The organism is Streptomyces sp. HUAS CB01, from assembly GCF_030406905.1.
In the GTDB taxonomy this organism is placed as follows: domain Bacteria; phylum Actinomycetota; class Actinomycetes; order Streptomycetales; family Streptomycetaceae; genus Streptomyces; species Streptomyces chengbuensis.
This window is the reverse complement of the sequence record NZ_CP129137.1, coordinates 3,295,960-3,311,774: the sequence shown is the minus strand read 5'-3', so window position 1 is coordinate 3,311,774 and position 15,815 is coordinate 3,295,960. Positions and strand designations below refer to the sequence as shown.

Sequence of the window (15,815 nt, the reverse complement as noted above, 5' to 3'; positions counted from 1 at the left end):
GGTCGGGCCGTGTGCAGGTCGGCCTCGCACGACCTCTGTCCGGCCACGTCCGCCGAGGCCGCGTCACCGGGCCGGGAACGGCCGGTCAGCGCACCCGGGCGCGAAGCTCCATGGCCTCGCGGGCGGCGCGCTCGTCCTCGTACACCTCGCACATGTGGCGGCCGTCGGGTGTGGCCGTGTGCTCCACCTCCCACAGACTCAACTCGGTGCCGTCGAGGAGCAGGAATGCGTGCTCGTACAGCGTGAAGGCGGCGTCCCGCACATCGGCCGGGCACTGCCTGCCGAACGCCTGGCCGATGTGGTGCGCGAACGCGGCCCGCAGCCGCCCGGCCGTCGCCTCGCCCGGCCGGTCCGGGTTCTCGGCGCGGCGCAGCAGTCGCCGGGCATGGTCAGCCGAGTCGTCGGGGACGTACGTACGCGCGGGCGGAATCGGCGGGGTCGCCAGCAGCCGGCCCAACAGCTCCAGATCGGCTTCGAGCTCGTCGCCCGGCACCGTGTGCGGGCTGTTCGGCGCGGCGCCCTCGGACGCCGCGCCGAATATCGCCGCGAGTTCGTCGGTCCGCCCGTCGTCCGCACTGCCCGTGCCGTCCGCGCCGTCGGGTCGCCCGCCGCGCGCCGGACGGAGTCGGGACGCCGCGAGCCGGGCCTCCGCCTCGTCCGCGTACAGCTCGTGCCGCCGGGCGCCGTCACGGCCGGAGTTGTGCACCAGCTCCCACAGGGTGAGCGAGGAGCCGTCGGCCAGCAGATACGCGTGCCGGTAGGTCGAACGGTGCAGGGCCGCGCTGTGGTGGGAGGAGTGCAGCGAACTGTCATGGGCCAGCGCCGAGTCGAGCCGCTCCACCACGCTGTCGGGAAGGTCGAAGGAATTGAGAGCCCGACCCAGGAGTCGCTCGAGGTGCGTCTCGGTTGTCTCGTACGGATCGTTCAAGGTGGATCTCCCGGATCTCCAGGCCGTCGCCACACGTCACTTGATGACTGCTTAACGTAGTCCCTGGGGCTGACATCGCGTCCCGGGTTCGGGAAAACGAACGGCGCACGCGCCAAAGTTCCGCCTCGTCCGCGCGCCCCTCCAACTCCCTTGCGCCGTGCGTCAGTCCGCGCGCCCGATGTCCCGCCCCGCGCCCGTACGATCCCCGCCCCGATTCCCGTACAGCTCGGTGTACGAGGGGAACTCCCCACCCGGACCGCGCACGCTCCCGGCGGCCAGCACCGCCCGGACGATCGCCCGGGTGACGACGTCCGCGCCGGCGGCGAGCACCGCGTTGAGGGCGAGCGGATGTCCGTCGAGCGGACGGGTGCCGGTGGCGAGCGCGAAGACGGTGTCCCCGTCGTTGAGGAGATGGACGGGGCGGACGGCGCGGGCGATGCCGTCGTGGGCGGTGCCGGCGAGCTTGTGCGCCTGGGCGCGGGAGAGTTCGGCGTCGGTGGCGACGACGGCGAGGGTCGTGTTCAGCGGGGGCGCCCCATTGCGTTCGGACGCCTCGGCCAGCCGGTGCAGGGCCGCCGCATGGACCTCGGGCGGCGGTGCCACCGGTGTCGTGCCGAAGAAGTGGCGCCCGTAGAGCACACCGGTGTCAGGGTCGAGCGCGGAGCCCGCCGCGTTGGCCACCACCAGCGCGGCGACCGTCGTCCCGTCCCCCAGCACCGTGCTCGCGGTACCGACGCCCCCCTTGATCCGGCCCACCACCGCGCCGGTGCCCGCCCCCACCGAGCCCTCCTCGACCGGCGCACCGGCCTCCGTGCTCGCCGCCGCCTCCACCGCAGCGCGCCCCGTCGACGCGTTCGGCCTCGCCCGCCAGTCACCGCCGCGGCCGAGGTCGAAGACGCACGCCGCGGGGACGACCGGCACGACCTGCCCCGGCTCCCTTCCCGCCGGCACCCCGCGCCCCTGTTCCTCCAGCCACGCCATCACGCCGGACGCCGAGTCCAGGCCGTAGGCGCTGCCTCCGGTCAGTACGACCGCCTCGATGCGCTGGACGAGATTGCGGGGGTCGAGGGCATCGGTCTCGCGGGTGCCGGGCCCACCGCCTCGTACATCCACCGCGGCCACCGCTCCGCCCTCGGGCGCGAGGACGACCGTGGTGCCGCTGAGCGCACCCTCTCCGGTGAGCCCGGCGTGGCCGACCCGGATGCCGCTCACATCGGTCAATGCGTCGTTGAGTGCCATGACTTCTGCGTATCACGCGGCCGCCGACGGGGGGCACGACCCGGTCACGGCGGTGCGGCCGGCGGGGGCGTGCCGGAAGGCCGCCTCGCCCCGGGGGCGCGGCTCGCCAGGGCGACTCCCAGCGCGACCGTGAGCGCCGCCACCAGTCCGGTGGCGAGCACGGCCCAGTGGCCGGCGAAGGTGCAGAGGAGGACCGCGGGCACCGCGACCGGGAGGACCAGTTGCTGTGCCAGTGTCTCCTTGAAGTGCCGCGCATGCAGGAACCACACCGTCAGCAGGTAGATCGCCGTGGGCACGGTCACGGCGGCCGAGGCGGTCAGTGTCGGGATGTGCGCCTTGCCGACGGACTGCTCGACCGCGACCTCCAGTCCCGCGCCGATCGCCGCGGCTGACGCGAAGATCAGGTAGTGGCCGTAACCCCAGGGAATCGCCTCGCGGTTGCCCTTGAGCCGCTCGTGGGCGGGCACGGCGAAGTAGATCCACCAGGCGGAGAAGATGATCAGGATGCCGCCGGCCGCGATGGGAGCCAGCTCGGAGATGTCCTTGGCGTGGCCGAGGGCCGACTGGACCGCCACTGTGGTCGCGAACATGGTCTCGCCGAGAACGATGATCGTGAACAGGCCGTAGCGCTCGGAGATGTGGTGGGGATGCCAGGCGGTCTGGTGGCGACGCTCGGCCATGGCGGGCACCAGCAGCTCTGCCGCGACGAGGATCAGGAACAGCCACCGTCTCCAGTCCTCGGGCGCGAAGAGCAGGGAGAGCCAGCCGAGTTGGCACAGGACGAGACTGGCGGCGTAGAAGAGAGCCGTGTTCCGAGCGGGACCCCGGTTCTCGGACGCGGCGGCCCGCAGCCACTGCGCGGTCAGCGCGATCCGCATCACGATGTAGCCGATGACGGTGATCGTCCAGTCGTTCCCGGTGAACGCCGCAGGCACCCCCGCCGCGTAGATCAGCACCCCGCAGATCTGCACCAGTGTCGCGATCCGGTACGGCACGTCGTCGCAGTCGTAGGCGGAGGCGAACCAGGTGAAGTTCATCCAGGCCCACCAGATGCCGAAGAAGACGTACAGATAGCCGACGACGCCCTCGGCGACGTGGTTCGCCGCGATCGCGTGCACCAGCTGCACCCCGGCCTGCCCCACCGCGACGACGAAGCAGAGGTCGAAGAAGAGCTCCAGCGGGGTCGCCGTGCGATGCGCCTCGTCCCGACGCCGGGCGTGCATGTGGCGCAGGGCTCCGAAACCGAGGTGCCCGTGGGGTGCGGATGAGCTCGAGGAGGTCATGGAACCAGCACAGCAGAAGGCGCCTGATCCGCATCCCGCACGATGCCGCCCTCCGGTCCGGGCGGACGGCCCACCGGTCCGGCACTCCGACCACCGGCCGGACCCGGCCGCGGAGGAGCCCGCCTGCCCCCGCGTACGCTGGTTCCATGAGTGCCGCCCCCACCACCGGCCCGCACGACGCGGAGGAGCCCCGGCAGCAGCCCCTCCCCAGGCCGGGGCTGATCTTCGACGATCCGCTGGACCAGCAGTCCGCGGACGACACGGACCGCGGGTGGGGAGAGCGGCCTCCGGCGAGCGGCGACAGCGCCGCGGACCTGGCACGCTTCCTCGACGAGAAGCCCCCGCACCACCTCTGACGGCGGGGCCGTGCCGACGGCGCTCCGGACGGGCCGGCCGCTCGGGCGCGGCTCAGCACAGCGTCACCGCCAGACGTGAGGTGGCGCCGGCGCCGGCCAGCGCCGTGGCGACGGGGCGCGGGACAGCGAGGACGATCAGCGCGCCGCCGTCCTGGAACCCCTCCGCCCCGGGCACCTCTGCCACTCGGGCGCCGGTCACGATGATCCGGGCGTCGGGCCCCGTGCGCGACCCGCCACCGCCCGTGCCCCGGCCGAAAGCCGTGCCCGTCGCCGGTGCCCCGGGGGCCGCGATCACATCCACGCGGTCGCCCGGCTCCAGCAGCCGGACGGTCTCGGCGTCCGCGATGCGCACCGGAGCGGACACGATGTCCCCCGGCCGCGGCGCGGCGTCGCCCGCGGGGACAGCGGCTCCCGTCTCCTCGCCTGCCGCACCTCCGCCCGCTGAAGCGCCGTGCGAGGGCGGGGCGTGCCGCGGCAGTGCCGCCGGTTCGTGGGCCGTGGTGGCCGGACCGGGTTGCGCCCTCGGCAACCAGGCCGCCAGCGCGGCGGCGGTGACGGCCAGACCCGCGGCCAGTGCCCGCCGCCTCCTCCGCAGCACCCTTCTCAGCCGGGTTCGTTGCCATGGCAGCCCGCCCGGCACCCTCAGGGGCGCGAAGGCGGGCACTCCGCAGGGCTCCGGCGCCGGAGCCGGCGGCAGGGCACCTCCCCAGCCCGCGGAGGAGCCACCCGCGTCCGCGGACCGGGGAGGCCCCCATGAGCCCGAAAGCCCGGACGGCCCATGTCCGTGAGACGGCGTGTGTCCGTGAGACGGCCCATGTCCGGGAGAGGCCGCACGCCCGTGGGACGGCACATGCCCGTGGGACGGCGCATGGCCGCCGGACGGCGCACGCCCGTGGGACGGCGCATGGCCGCCGGACGGCGCACGCCCGTGGGACGGCGCATGGCCGCCGGACGGCGGATGCCCGTGGGACGGGGCGTGCCCGTGGGACGGCGCATGGCCGCCGGACGGCGGATGCCCGGGGGACGGGGCGTGCCCGTGGGACGGGGAAGAGGAGAGCAGCGTCATGGTGGGACCGCCTCTCGTGTTGAGGGACCGTGAGGCGGGCGGCGTACGCCCGACGCCCCTCACGATCCCCGTTCACCCGGCGGCCCGCTCCGGCCTGTGGACGGCTCGGGGAGTGTGGAAAAACTCCTCACTCCCCAGGGTGACCATCCGCCGACACGACCACGCGCTACGGCAGCGTTATGCCCGTCTTCAAGCCGTTCAGGGCGCTCTTGCAGAGGCAGTCGCGGTCCTCGGCCGCCGGCAGCCCGGCCACCGCGTCGAACAGGACGTCCCTCAGCCGGTCGACGTTCGCGGCGAAGACCTTCAGAACTTCCTCGTGCGAGACGCCCTCACCGCTCTCCGCCCCCGCGTCGAGGTCCGTGACCAGGTTCATGGACGTGTAGCAGAGCTCCAGCTCACGGGCGAGCGCGGCCTCGGGGTGCCCGGTCATGCCGACCACCGACCAGCCCATCGCCGCGTGCCAGCGGGACTCGGCGCGGGTGCCGAAGCGCGGCCCCTCGACCACGACGAGGGTTCCGCCGTCGACCGGCTCCCAGTCCCGCCCGCGCGCCGCGGCCAGCGCCGCCGCCCGTCCGGCCGGGCAGTAGGGGTCGGCGAGCGAGACGTGGACGACGTTCGGCACCTCGCCGTTCGTCAGCGGCTCCCCGTCGTAGTAGGTGTCGGCCCGGGACTTGGTGCGGTCCACCAGCTGGTCGGGGACGAGCAGGGTGCCGGGGCCGTACTCCGGCCGCAGGCCGCCGACGGCGCACGGCCCGAGGATCTGACGCACACCCACGGACCGCAGGGCCCACAGGTTGGCGCGGTAGTTGATGCGGTGCGGCGGGAGGCGGTGGCTTCGTCCGTGCCGGGGGAGGAAGGCGACCTTCCGGCCCGCGATCTCGCCGAAGAACAGGGAATCACTCGGGCTGCCGTACGGCGTCGCGATCTCGGCCTCGGTCACGTTCTCCAGGAACGAGTAGAAGCCCGAGCCGCCGATGACGCCGATCTCCGCGCGCTGTGCGCTCTCTGCGTTGGCCATGGCCGTCACAGTAGCCGCGCTCGAACAGGGTCAGGCACCCGCCCACCGACCGCCCGCACTCCCCGTGAACGCCGTGGGGTCGGCGACGCGGGCATGCGAAAGGTCCCCACCACCCGTAGGCGGTGGGGACCCTGCGAGAGTTCGGGAGTCAGGCGGCCGTCGTGCTGCCGGACGAACCGGACGAGGTCGACGAGCCCGACGAGCTGGTGGAGCTCGCGGACGCCTTGGAGTCCGACGACGAGGAAGAGGAGGACGCCGAGGACTTCGCCGACGCGGACGACGGCGTGCTGCTCGACGAGGAGCCGCGGCTGTCGTTGCGGTAGAAGCCGGAGCCCTTGAAGACGATGCCGACGGCCGAGAACACCTTCTTCAGGCGTCCCTGGCAGGCGGGGCACTCGGTCAGGGCGTCGTCGGTGAACTTCTGCACCGCCTCGAGGCCCTCGCCGCACTCGGTGCACTGGTACTGGTACGTCGGCACTTGTCTTCCTCCTGGCACTCTCACTCGATGAGTGCTAACGACGTTCCATAGTGACGTATTCCCTCGTCTCAGTCCACCGTCACGGGCACTCGGTGACCGACACCACGTGCGACCGTACGGCTGTGCGGGCGCGGTGCGAGGCGCGATCGCAGCGACAGCAGGGTGGCCAGGGCGAGTACGGTGCCCACCAGCGGCACCAGGAATCCGGCGGTCGAGCCGTGGGCGTCGGCGAGCCGGCCGGCGACCGTCACCGCGGCCGCCTGGCCGAGCGCCACGGATCCGGTCAGCCAGGTGAAGGCCTCCGTCCGGGCCGACGCCGGGACCAGCGTCTCGACGAGCGTGAAACCGCTGATCAGCGCGGGTGCGATACACACGCCGACGACCAGTCCCAGCCCGCCGAGCAGTACGGCGGACTCCGCCGTCCAGAGGAGCGAGGCGGCGAGCGCCAGACCCGCGTACCCGGCCACCATGCGGCGCCGCGGCCCGGACTTCCAGGCGACGGCTCCGACGGCGATGCCCGCGAGCATGTTGCCGGCGGCGAAGAGTCCGTAAAGCAGACCGTTCATACCGGGCTGCCCGATCTCCTCGGTGAACGCGGTGAGCGAGACCTGCATGCCGCCGAAGACCGAACCGATGCCGAGGAAGGCGACCGCGAGGACCCGGACGCCGGGCACGGACAGAGCTGATGTGCGGGTGGCCTGCTCGCCGGTCCCGGCGCGGCCGAAGGGCGGCTGCGTACGGCGCTGGGCGGCGAACAGCAGACCGCCGACCAGCGTCAGCACGGCCTCGGCGATCAGCCCGGCGGCCGGGTGGACGCCGGTGCACAGGGCGGTGGCCAGCACCGGCCCGACGACGAAGGTGAACTCGTCGGTGACCGACTCGAACGCCGCCGCCGTCGGCATCAGCCGGGACCCGCCGAGCCTCGCCGCCCAGCGGGCCCGCACCATCGGGCCGACCTGCGGCACGGAGGCTCCGGTCGGCACCGCGGCGGCGAAGAGTGCCCACAGGGGAGCGCCGGCGAGCGCGAGCGCGGTCAGCGCGCCGACGGCCGCGGTGTGCACCAGCACGCCCGGGACCAGCACGGCCCGCTGGCCGAAGCGGTCGGCGAGCTTGCCGCTCTGCGGGGCGAAGAGGGCCATGGAGACGCCGGTGACGGCGGCGACGGCGCCGGCGCTTCCGTACGAACCGGTGGTGTGCTGCACGAGGAGGACGATGCCGATCGTCAGCATCGCGAACGGCTGCCGGGCGGCGAACCCGGGGAGCAGGAACGTCCAGGCGCCGGGCGTGCGGAGCAGTTGCCCGTAGCCGGGGCGCCGGCTGCCGGACGCTGTGTCGGAAGGCGCCGGCGGGTGCGAGGACGGGGACGTACCCGTGGACGTGGCCGTACCCGAAGACGGTGCGGCGGGAGTGCTCGGAGGTGTGCCCGTGGACGGGTCAGAAGCGACCGTGGACTCCACGGCCCTTGCCTTTCTGCCGCCTGGTAGCGCTCTCCCGGGGTGCCGGGGATCGCCGAGAGCTGTCCTCTTGCGCGGAACTGCGGTAGATACCGGGCCCCACTGCGGGGAGTCACTCGGCCGCCATACGGTCGCGCCAGCTCTGCGTCAGGCAGAGTTGGTCGATCAGTGTGCCTTCATGCTACAGGGGTCGGCGGCGGCCCGGCCTCGGAATGCGCTTGTGCATGGGGAACGTCACCTGGGATTGGCCGGCGGTGCAGATGCTTCGCCCACCCGGCCCGCGCCTCCCCGGCCGGCCCGCGCCGGGCGGCCGACCCCGCCGGGCCGGGCCCTCCGGATCCCGTCCCCGGCCCGCGCCTTCCCGGCCGGACCGCCCCCTCCGCGGCCGGACCCCCGCCGAGCCCCGGCCTTCCGGATCCCGAACGCGGCCCATCCGCCTAGCCGCCCGTCCCCAACCAGCCGGCCAGCTTTCCGCCCTGGCCCACGGCCCGCAGGCGCGCCTCGGCCGCGTCCCGTACCGGGTCGGTCGCCACCACCAGCAGTTCGTCACCGCGCCGCAGCACCGTCGTCGGGCTCGGGACGAAGCTCTTGCTCTCGCGGACGACGAGCGTGACGGCGGCGCCGGCGGGCAGCCGCAGTTCGCCGACCTCCACGCCGTGCATCCGCGACTTCTCCGGGATCGCGACCGACAGCAGATGGCCGCGCAGCCGCTCCAGCGGCGCCGACTCGATGCCCAGGTCCGCGGCCTCCGCGCCGTTCCCGAGGTTCAGCGCCTTCGCCACCCAGGGCAGGGTCGGGCCCTGGACCAGGGTGTAGACGACGACCAGCACGAAGACGATGTTGAAGATCCGCTCGCTGCCCTCGATCCCGGACACCAGCGGGATGGTCGCGAGGATGATGGGCACGGCGCCGCGCAGACCGGCCCACGACATCAGGGCCTTCTCCCGCCACGGAATGCGGAAGGGCAGCAGGCTGAGGACGACCGACAGCGGCCGTGCCGCCATCGTCAGCACCAGTCCGATGACCACCGCGGGCCAGAAGTCGTGCAGCAGCTCGTGCGGGGTGACGAGCAGTCCGAGCAGTACGAACATGCCGATCTGGGCGATCCAGCCGAGCCCGTCGGCGAATCCGCGGGTGGCCGGCCAGTGGGGGAGCTTGGAGTTCCCGAGCACCATCGCCGCGAGGTACACGGCCAGGAAGCCGCTGCCGTGGGCGAGGGCGCCGATGGCGTACGCCGTCACCGCGATGGCCATGACGGCGATCGGGTACAGACCGGAGGCGGGCAGGGCGACGTGGCGCAGCCCGTACGCGCCGAGCCAGCCGACCGCGAGGCCGATGGCGGCGCCGATCGCCAGCTCCAGCAGGATCGTTCCGATGAGGACGTACCACTCCTCGACGGGCTCCGTGGTGGAGAGCGCGATGACGAGGATGACGACGGGGGCGTCGTTGAAGCCGGACTCGGCCTCCAGGACACCCGTGATGCGGGAGGGGAGGGGAACCCTCCGCAGCACGGAGAAGACCGCGGCGGCGTCCGTCGAGGAGACGACCGCGCCGACGATGAGGGCCTGCCGCCATTCCAGTCCCACCAGATAGTGGGCTCCGGCCGCCGTGACGCCCACGCTCACGGCGATGCCGACGGTCGACAGCATCGCCGCCGCGGGCAGGGCCGGTTTGATCTCCTTCCACTTGGTGCCCAGGCCGCCCTCGGCCAGGATCACCACGAGTGCGGCGTAGCCGATCACCTGCGTAAGTCCGGCATTGTCGAACTTGACGTTGAAGATGCCGTCCTGCCCTATCGCGACCCCGATGCCCAGATACAGCAGCAGGCTGGGGAGCCCGCTCCGGGAGGAGACGCGCACCGCCGCGACGGCGATGAGCAGGACGAGCGAGCAGATGAGCAGGAGTGCATTGAGCTGGTGGACAGTCAGCGGCCGATCCTTCCCCTCGCGCTTGTGGCCGGATCGTTCCTCCGGCAAGCGACACTTCGTTACCTTACCTAATCTTTAACGCGTTCTTGACGCTTCCATGACGGCTTCGTCCAGTAATCGTCAATGGGTTCGAATTGCTGGTGGTTGGCGTCGCGTTACTGATACCGCGTCCGGGCCCGTCGATCGCTGCGCCTATGGTTGCTCCAGCACTCCCAGGACCACACTGCCCTCGAAGGACAGCGATGCCCTCCAACACAACCGCCTCCTCCGCCGAGAAGCCAGCCAGGAGGAGGGGCCGCCGCGCCCGTCTCGTCTTGCTCGCCCTGGTACTGGCGCTGGTCGCGGGTGTCGGCTGCGGTGCGTACTGGGGCGTCAGCACCGTGCGTGCCTCCTTCCCGCAGACCACCGGGACGATCAAGCTCAAGGGCCTGTCCGCCCCGGTCGACGTGAAGCGCGACGCGAACGGGATCCCGCAGCTCTACGCGAGCACCGACGAGGACCTGTTCCGCGCGCAGGGCTTCGTGCACGCGCAGGACCGCTTCTGGGAGATGGACGTGCGCCGCCACGTCACCGCGGGCCGGCTGTCCGAGATGTTCGGCGCGGGGCAGGTCGAGACGGACGCCTTCCTGCGGACCCTCGGCTGGCACCGGGTGGCCCAGCAGGAGTTCGACGAGAAGCTCTCGCCCGAGACCAAGAAGTACCTCCAGTCGTACGCCGACGGCGTCAACGCCTACCTCGCGGGCCGCGACAACTCCGACATCTCCCTCGAGTACGCCGCCCTGGGGCTCACCAACGACTACAAGCCGGAGAAGTGGACGCCGGTCGACTCGGTGGCCTGGCTGAAGGCGATGGCCTGGGACCTGCGCGGCAACATGCAGGACGAGATCGACCGCTCGCTGATGACCAGCCGGCTGAGCGAGCAGCAGATCAAGCAGCTGTACCCGGCGTACCCGTACGACCTGCACCAGCCGGTCGTCACGGCCGGCGCCCTGGACGACGACGCCGGGAAGTGGGACCCGAAGGGCCGGCCCTCGTCGGACTCCTCCGACTCCTCCGACTCCTCGGGATCCTCGGGCTCGTCGTCGCAGGGCGGGGCGGGCCTCGGCAGTGGCCTGGGCGCCGGTTCGGGCAGTGGCTCGGACGCCGGACAGGGCGCGCAGACGCAGCTCTCCGGCCTCTCCGACGTGCTCGACCGGGTCCCCGCGCTGCTCGGCCCGAACGGCAACGGCATCGGTTCCAACTCCTGGGTCGTCTCCGGCAAGTACACGACCACCAACAAGCCGCTGCTCGCGAACGACCCGCACCTCGCGCCGCAGCTGCCGTCGCTGTGGGCGCAGATGGGCCTGCACTGCCGCGCGGTCTCGGAGAAGTGCTCCTTCGACGTCGCCGGCTACACCTTCTCCGGCATGCCGGGCGTGGTCATCGGCCACAACGAGGACATCGCCTGGGGCTTCACCAACCTCGGGGCCGACGTCACCGACCTCTACCTGGAGAAGATCTCCCGGACGGGCTGGACGTCCGGCAGCCGGATCAAGCCGTTCAAGGTCCGTGAGGAGACCATCAGGATCGCCGGCGGCGGCAGCAAGAAGATCACCGTGCGGGAGACCGATCACGGGCCGCTGATCTCGGACCGCAGCGCCGAGCTGGAGCGCGTGGGCGAGCGGGCGCCGGTCAGGACCCCCGCCCCCGACCGCGGCAACGGCTTCGGGGTGGCGCTGCGCTGGACCGCGCTGGACCCGGGCAACACCATGGACGCGGTGTTCAAGCTCAACCGGGCGAAGGACTTCGCGGGCTTCCGCGCCGCGGCGAAGGACTTCGACGTCCCCTCGCAGAACCTGATCTACGCGGACGCCGAGGGCCACATCGGCTACCAGGCGCCGGGCCGGATCCCGGTCCGCGCCGAGGGTTTCGACGGCTCGATGCCGGCCCCGGGCTGGAACCCGACCTCCGGCTGGAAGGGGTACATCCCCTTCGACGAGCTGCCGTACGAGTACGACCCGAAGCGCGGCTACATCGTCACCGCCAACCAGGCCGTCGTGGACGCCGAGAAGTACCCGTACCTGATCACCAAGGACTACGGGTACGGCTCCCGCAGCCAGCGGATCAACGACATCATCGAGTCGAAGATCAAGGACGGCGGGAAGATCTCGACCGACGACATGCGCACCATGCAGACGGACAACCAGAGCGAGATCGCCAAGCTGCTGACGCCCCATCTGCTGAGGATCGACGTCTCCGACCCGCATGTGCGCGAGGCGCAGAAGCTGCTGGAGGGCTGGGACTACACCCAGGAGCCGGACTCCGGGGCCGCGGCCTACTTCAACGCCGTCTGGCGCCATGTGCTCAAGCTGGCCTTCGGGAACAAGCTCCCCAAGGAGCTGCGGATCCGCGGCGAGTGCCTCAACGTCCGCCCGGCCGACAGCACCGGACCGGTCGACGACCTGAACTCGCTGGTGCGCGAGTGCGGCCAGCGCGACGCCGACTCGGCCCAGCCGGACGGCGGCGACCGCTGGTACGAGGTGGTCCGCGGGCTGATGGACGACGAGGACAGCGAGTGGTGGCAGTCGCCGAAGACCCGCAAGGACGTCGCCACGACCACTCGTGACGAGCTGCTCGCCCGGGCCATGAAGGACGCCCGCTGGGAGCTGACGGCCGAGCTCGGCAAGGACGTCAACAGCTGGAGCTGGGGCAGGCTGCACCAGCTGACGCTGAAGAACCAGACGCTCGGCACCGAGGGCCCCGACGTGCTGCGGTGGATGCTCAACCGCGGCCCGTGGAACCTGGGCGGCGGCGAGGCCGCGGTCAACGCGACCGGCTGGAACGCGGCCGGCGGCTACGAGGTGATCTGGGTCCCGTCGATGCGGATGGTCGTCAACGTGGGGGACTGGGACAAGTCCCGCTGGATCAACCTGACCGGCGCCTCGGGCCACGCCTACAGCGCGCACTACACCGACCAGACGGACAAGTGGGCCAAGGGCGAACTGCTCGACTGGGCCTACAGCGACAGGGCGGTCGAAGCGGCGACGGAGGACACGCTGGCGCTCAGGCCGTAGACCGGGCCGCGAAGCGCCGGACGCCCTCCGGGGTCACAACGGCATGGACGGGGTGGTCGTGCGGTTCCTCCGGGACCCGCGCGACCACCTCGTTCGCGTACAGCAGGACGACGAGGGCGGGCCGGGCGGCGGCCGCCTCCAGCCGGGCGAGGACCCGGTCGTACGAGCCGCCACCGCGGCCGAGCCGCATGCCCCGCTCGTCCACCGCCAGTCCCGGCAGCAGGACCGCGTCCGCCTCCAGCACGGCCTTGTGGCCCAGCAGCGGCCCGTCGGGTTCCCTCAGCCCGCGGCGGGCCGGCACCAGCCGGTCCGGCCCCTCGTACACCGCCCACTCCAGATCGTTGTCGTCCAGCAGCACCGGCAGGAGCACGCGCACGCCCCGGGCGCGCAGCGCGTCGAGCAGCGCGCGGGTGCCTGGTTCGCGCCCCACGGAGACATAGGCCGCCACGGTCCTGGCGCCGGTCAGCTCCGGGAGTTCCAGCGCATGGCGGGCGAGAACCAGCGAGGCCTCACGGACGTCTTCAGGTGACAGCAGGCGTCGTGCGTCGAGCAGTTCACGTCGAACCATGCCCTTTCCGGACATCTCGGAGTCCACGGCAACCTCACAATCCACTGTCAATATGCCTGTATGGGGAGAAAGTTAACCGGAGGCTAATCTTCCGCCCATAGGTACCGGATATGGTGCCCGCATGAGTGAGTTGCACCAACGGATCAGCAAGGCTGTCATCCCCGCCGCAGGCCTCGGTACCCGGTTCCTGCCGGCCACGAAGGCCACTCCCAAGGAGATGCTGCCTGTCGTCGACAAGCCGGCGATCCAGTACGTGGTCGAGGAGGCCGTCGGCGCCGGCCTCTCGGATGTTCTCATGGTCACCGGGCGCAACAAGCGCCCCCTCGAGGACCACTTCGACCGCAACTACGAGCTGGAGGAGGCGCTGACCCGCAAGGGCGACGCGGAGCGCCTCGCCAAGGTCCAGGAGTCCAGCGACCTCGCCACCATGCACTACGTGCGCCAGGGCGACCCCAAGGGCCTCGGCCACGCCGTCCTGTGCGCCGCGCCGCACGTCGGTGAGCAGCCCTTCGCGGTGCTGCTCGGCGACGACCTCATCGACCCGCGCGACCCGCTCCTGTCCCGGATGGTCGACGTCCAGGAGCGCGAGGGCGGCAGCGTCATCGCCCTGATGGAGGTCGAGCCCTCCCAGATCCACCTCTACGGCTGCGCCGCCGTGGAGTCCACCGGCGAGGACGACGTCGTCCGCGTCACCGGTCTGGTCGAGAAGCCCGACGCGTCCGAGGCGCCCAGCAACTACGCGATCATCGGCCGCTACGTCCTGGACCCCGCCGTCTTCGAGATACTCCGCAAGACCGAGCCGGGCCGCGGTGGCGAGATCCAGCTCACCGACGCCCTGCAGATGCTCGCCGCCGACGAGAAGATCGGCGGGCCCGTGCACGGCGTCGTCTTCAAGGGCCGCCGCTACGACACCGGCGACCGAGGCGACTATCTGCGTGCCATTGTCAGACTCGCGTGCGAACGTGAAGACCTGGGCCCGGACTTCCGAGCCTGGCTTCGCCGTTACGTCACCGAGGAGATGTAGCACGTGAGCAGCACGGCAGCACCCGGCACGGGCTCCGGCCCCGCCACCCCGGCCGGGGACGGCCCGGCCGCTGACACCCCGGGCGGCCGACGGGCCCTGTGGTCGGTGGACGACCATCTGGAGGACGTCCTCGGCGCGATCCACCCGCTGGATCCGATCGATCTGCCGCTGCCCGACGCACAGGGCTGCGTCCTGGTCGAGGACGTCACCGTCCCCGTGGCCCTGCCGCCGTTCGACAACAGCTCGATGGACGGGTACGCGGTCCGTGTCGCCGACGTCGCGGGCGCGAGTGAGGACTTCCCCGCCGTGCTCACCGTCATCGGCGACGTCGCCGCGGGCAGCGGCGAGGCGCGCACCGTCGGCCCCGGGCAGGCCGCCCGGATCATGACCGGAGCCCCGCTGCCGCCCGGCGCCGAGGCCGTCGTCCCCGTCGAGTGGACCGACGGCGGCACGGGCGGCGGAGCCGCCACGGCCATGCGTCCGGCCGGGGTCGCCCCCGAGGGCGCGGCCGGCGAGGTGCGGGTCCACCGGCCGGTGGAGTCCCGCGCACACGTGCGCGGGCGCGGCAGCGACGTCCAGGCGGGCGACCTCGCCCTGACCGAGGGCACGGTCCTCGGCCCGCCGCAGATCGGGCTGCTCGCCGCGATCGGCCGCGGCACCGTACGGGTGCGCCCCCGACCGCGTGTCGTCGTCCTGTCCACCGGCAGTGAACTGGTCCAGCCCGGGGAGGAATTGGGCGAGGGCAAGATCTACGACTCGAACAGCTTCGCGCTCACCGCCGCGGCCCGCGACGCCGGGGCCATCGCCTACCGGGTCGGCGCGGTCACCGACGACGCCGACGAGCTGCGCGCCGCCATCGAGGACCAGCTCATCCGCGCCGATCTCATCGTCACCACGGGAGGCGTCAGCGTCGGCGCGTACGACGTGGTCAAGGAGGCGCTCTCCTCCGTGGGCGACGAGGACGAGCCCGGCAGCGGGGTCGACTTCCGCACGCTCGCCATGCAGCCGGGCAAGCCCCAGGGTTTCGGCTCCATCGGCCCCGACCACACACCGCTGCTCGCCCTGCCGGGCAATCCCGTCTCCTCCTATGTGTCGTTCGAGCTGTTCGTCCGTCCCGCGATCCGCACCCTGATGGGTCTGACGGACGCGCGGCGGCCCGAGGTCCGCGCGGAGCTCCGCACCGACAAGGCGCTGACGTCGCCCGAGGGGAAGCGGCAGTTCCTCCGCGGTGCCTACGATGCGGAGAAGGGCACCGTCACCCCTGTCGGCGGCAGCGGGTCGCATCTGATCGCGGCCCTCGCCCAGGCGAACGCGCTCATCGTGGTCCCCGAGGACACGACCTCCGTCGAGCCGGGCACGGAGACGGAGGTGGTCCTGCTCGGATGAGCGCGCGGCCGTGGCGGTAGCGTGTCTCACCACA

At 72.2% G+C, this 15,815-nt stretch carries 13 protein-coding genes; 4 read left to right on the top strand and 9 right to left on the bottom strand.

Annotated features, from left to right (window positions below; genetic code table 11):
• Positions 1-85: 85 nt before the first annotated feature.
• The 3 genes from QRN89_RS14570 to QRN89_RS14560 all read right to left on the bottom strand — a co-directional run bounded on the left by QRN89_RS14570 (position 86) and on the right by QRN89_RS14560 (position 3,450).
• Positions 86-928 (bottom strand): DUF6227 family protein, encoded by an 843-nt coding sequence (locus QRN89_RS14570; RefSeq protein ID WP_290349819.1) that lies wholly within the window; start codon positions 926-928, stop codon positions 86-88.
• A gap of 162 nt (positions 929-1,090) precedes the next feature.
• The gene (locus QRN89_RS14565; RefSeq protein ID WP_290349818.1) at positions 1,091-2,167 is read right to left on the bottom strand and encodes a P1 family peptidase; all 1,077 of its coding nucleotides are present in this window, start codon (positions 2,165-2,167) and stop codon (positions 1,091-1,093) included.
• Positions 2,168-2,211: 44 nt separating this feature from the next.
• Complete coding sequence (locus tag QRN89_RS14560) at positions 2,212-3,450, bottom strand: low temperature requirement protein A (protein WP_290349817.1); 1,239 nt, start codon at positions 3,448-3,450, stop codon at positions 2,212-2,214.
• Between the two features lie 146 nt (positions 3,451-3,596).
• Between QRN89_RS14560 and QRN89_RS14555 the strand changes: the two genes are divergently transcribed.
• On the top strand, positions 3,597-3,806 hold the full coding sequence (locus tag QRN89_RS14555; RefSeq protein WP_290349816.1) for a hypothetical protein: 210 nt from the start codon (positions 3,597-3,599) through the stop codon (positions 3,804-3,806).
• Between the two features lie 52 nt (positions 3,807-3,858).
• Here the strand turns inward: QRN89_RS14555 and QRN89_RS14550 are convergent, their stop codons facing one another.
• From QRN89_RS14550 to QRN89_RS14530, 5 genes are all read right to left on the bottom strand, one after another.
• Complete coding sequence (locus QRN89_RS14550; protein WP_356948633.1) at positions 3,859-4,404, bottom strand: hypothetical protein; 546 nt, start codon at positions 4,402-4,404, stop codon at positions 3,859-3,861.
• Positions 4,405-5,038: 634 nt separating this feature from the next.
• Positions 5,039-5,890: an S-methyl-5'-thioadenosine phosphorylase gene (locus QRN89_RS14545; RefSeq protein WP_290349815.1), complete on the bottom strand. Its 852-nt coding sequence runs from the start codon at positions 5,888-5,890 to the stop codon at positions 5,039-5,041.
• Between the two features lie 148 nt (positions 5,891-6,038).
• The gene (locus QRN89_RS14540; protein ID WP_290349814.1) at positions 6,039-6,368 is read right to left on the bottom strand and encodes an FmdB family zinc ribbon protein; all 330 of its coding nucleotides are present in this window, start codon (positions 6,366-6,368) and stop codon (positions 6,039-6,041) included.
• Positions 6,369-6,436: 68 nt separating this feature from the next.
• Positions 6,437-7,597, bottom strand: a complete 1,161-nt coding sequence (locus QRN89_RS14535; RefSeq protein ID WP_356948632.1) for an MFS transporter — start codon at positions 7,595-7,597, stop codon at positions 6,437-6,439.
• Between the two features lie 662 nt (positions 7,598-8,259).
• The gene (locus tag QRN89_RS14530; protein ID WP_290349813.1) at positions 8,260-9,798 is read right to left on the bottom strand and encodes a potassium/proton antiporter; all 1,539 of its coding nucleotides are present in this window, start codon (positions 9,796-9,798) and stop codon (positions 8,260-8,262) included.
• Between the two features lie 194 nt (positions 9,799-9,992).
• On the opposite strand from QRN89_RS14530, the gene QRN89_RS14525 reads away from it, so the two are divergent.
• Positions 9,993-12,803, top strand: coding sequence for a penicillin acylase family protein (locus tag QRN89_RS14525; protein ID WP_290349812.1), 2,811 nt, complete (start codon positions 9,993-9,995; stop codon positions 12,801-12,803).
• Here QRN89_RS14525 and QRN89_RS14520 read toward each other — a convergent pair.
• Positions 12,793-13,371, bottom strand: a complete 579-nt coding sequence (locus QRN89_RS14520) for a 5-formyltetrahydrofolate cyclo-ligase (RefSeq protein ID WP_290349811.1) — start codon at positions 13,369-13,371, stop codon at positions 12,793-12,795. The two genes, QRN89_RS14525 and QRN89_RS14520, sit on opposite strands and share 11 nt — an antisense overlap.
• 121 nt (positions 13,372-13,492) lie before the next feature.
• Between QRN89_RS14520 and galU the strand changes: the two genes are divergently transcribed.
• Entirely contained in the window at positions 13,493-14,395 is a 903-nt protein-coding gene (galU, locus tag QRN89_RS14515) for a UTP--glucose-1-phosphate uridylyltransferase GalU (RefSeq protein WP_290349810.1), read from the top strand.
• Positions 14,396-14,491: 96 nt separating this feature from the next.
• On the top strand, positions 14,492-15,781 hold the full coding sequence (gene glp, locus QRN89_RS14510) for a molybdotransferase-like divisome protein Glp (protein WP_290353708.1): 1,290 nt from the start codon (positions 14,492-14,494) through the stop codon (positions 15,779-15,781).
• The last annotated feature ends 34 nt before the right edge of the window (positions 15,782-15,815 follow it).